Consider the following 1,012-nt stretch of genomic DNA (forward strand, 5'->3'; position numbering starts at 1 on the left):
CCTTGATTATCGACTTTATCCGAACACCTCCCACATTCATCCGTACATGTACGGATGAATGTGGGAACCCGATACCCTGAGGGCCGGATCGGCCGGCCCCGGGAGATCGGAGGACGGCATGTCCGGAAAGAAGAAAAGGGGCTCCGCAAGGGCGGTCCCGAGGGCCTACGGAAGGCTCACGAGGCACGAGCGGGACACGGTCCAGAGGATGCTGGAGCGCGGGGCGTCGTGCAGGGAGATCGCGAGGGAGCTGGGCAGGTCGCCCTCGACGGTGAGCGCCGAGGTGGCGTCGCACAGGTTCGTGACGGCGCCGAAGGCCAGGCGCGGCGAGCGCGTGGACGCCTCCGCCGACCTGTCGGCGGCCTGCCCGCGCCTGGCCGCGTGGCCGCGCTGCTGCAACGGGTGCGGGCGGTACCGCGCGATCGGCTGCAAGCGCCGCCCGCACGTCTTCTACGAGGCCCGGGCCGCGCAGCTGTGCGCCGACTCGGTCCTCGTCTCGTCCAGGCGCGGGATAGACGCCGACGAGCCCGCCGCGGCGGCCAGGCTGGAGGCGATAAGGGACTGCCTGCGCCGGGGGCTGTCGCCCGAGCAGATGGCGGCGCGCAACGGCGGCCCGGTGGACCTGTCGCCGTCGACCATCTACCGCTGGGTCTCGGCGGGCTACGACGGCATGACCAACATGGAGCTCAGGCGCAAGGTCGGCTACAGGCCGAGGAAGCGCGCCGCGCGCCGGGCGGCGACCCGCCACTCCGCCCGCAGGTCACATGCCGCGTTCCTCGCCCTCGGGGAGGACGCGTGCGCCGCGGCCTGGGAGATGGACACCGTCGAGGGGGCCCGGGAGGACAGCGCCTGCCTGCTCACGCTGCTGCACCGCCCCAGCAGGCTCCAGCTCGCGCTGCCGCTGGAGGAGAAGACCGCCGGGTGCGTCGCGGGCGCCCTGGAGGGCGTCCGGGCGGTCCTCGGCGCCGACGGGACGCGCCGCGTGTTCCGCGCCGTGCTCACCGACAACGGC

General features: G+C 73.0%; 1 protein-coding gene. It reads left to right on the top strand.

Annotated elements, in window-relative coordinates; genetic code table 11:
• Nucleotides 1–118 precede the first annotated feature (118 nt).
• Nucleotides 119–1,012, top strand: an 894-nt coding sequence (locus DW151_RS10380; RefSeq protein ID WP_233543403.1) for a helix-turn-helix domain-containing protein, incomplete at its 3' end; no start/stop codon positions are given.

Origin of the sequence: Collinsella sp. AM13-34 (assembly GCF_003473055.1) — a bacterium.
In the GTDB taxonomy this organism is placed as follows: domain Bacteria; phylum Actinomycetota; class Coriobacteriia; order Coriobacteriales; family Coriobacteriaceae; genus Collinsella.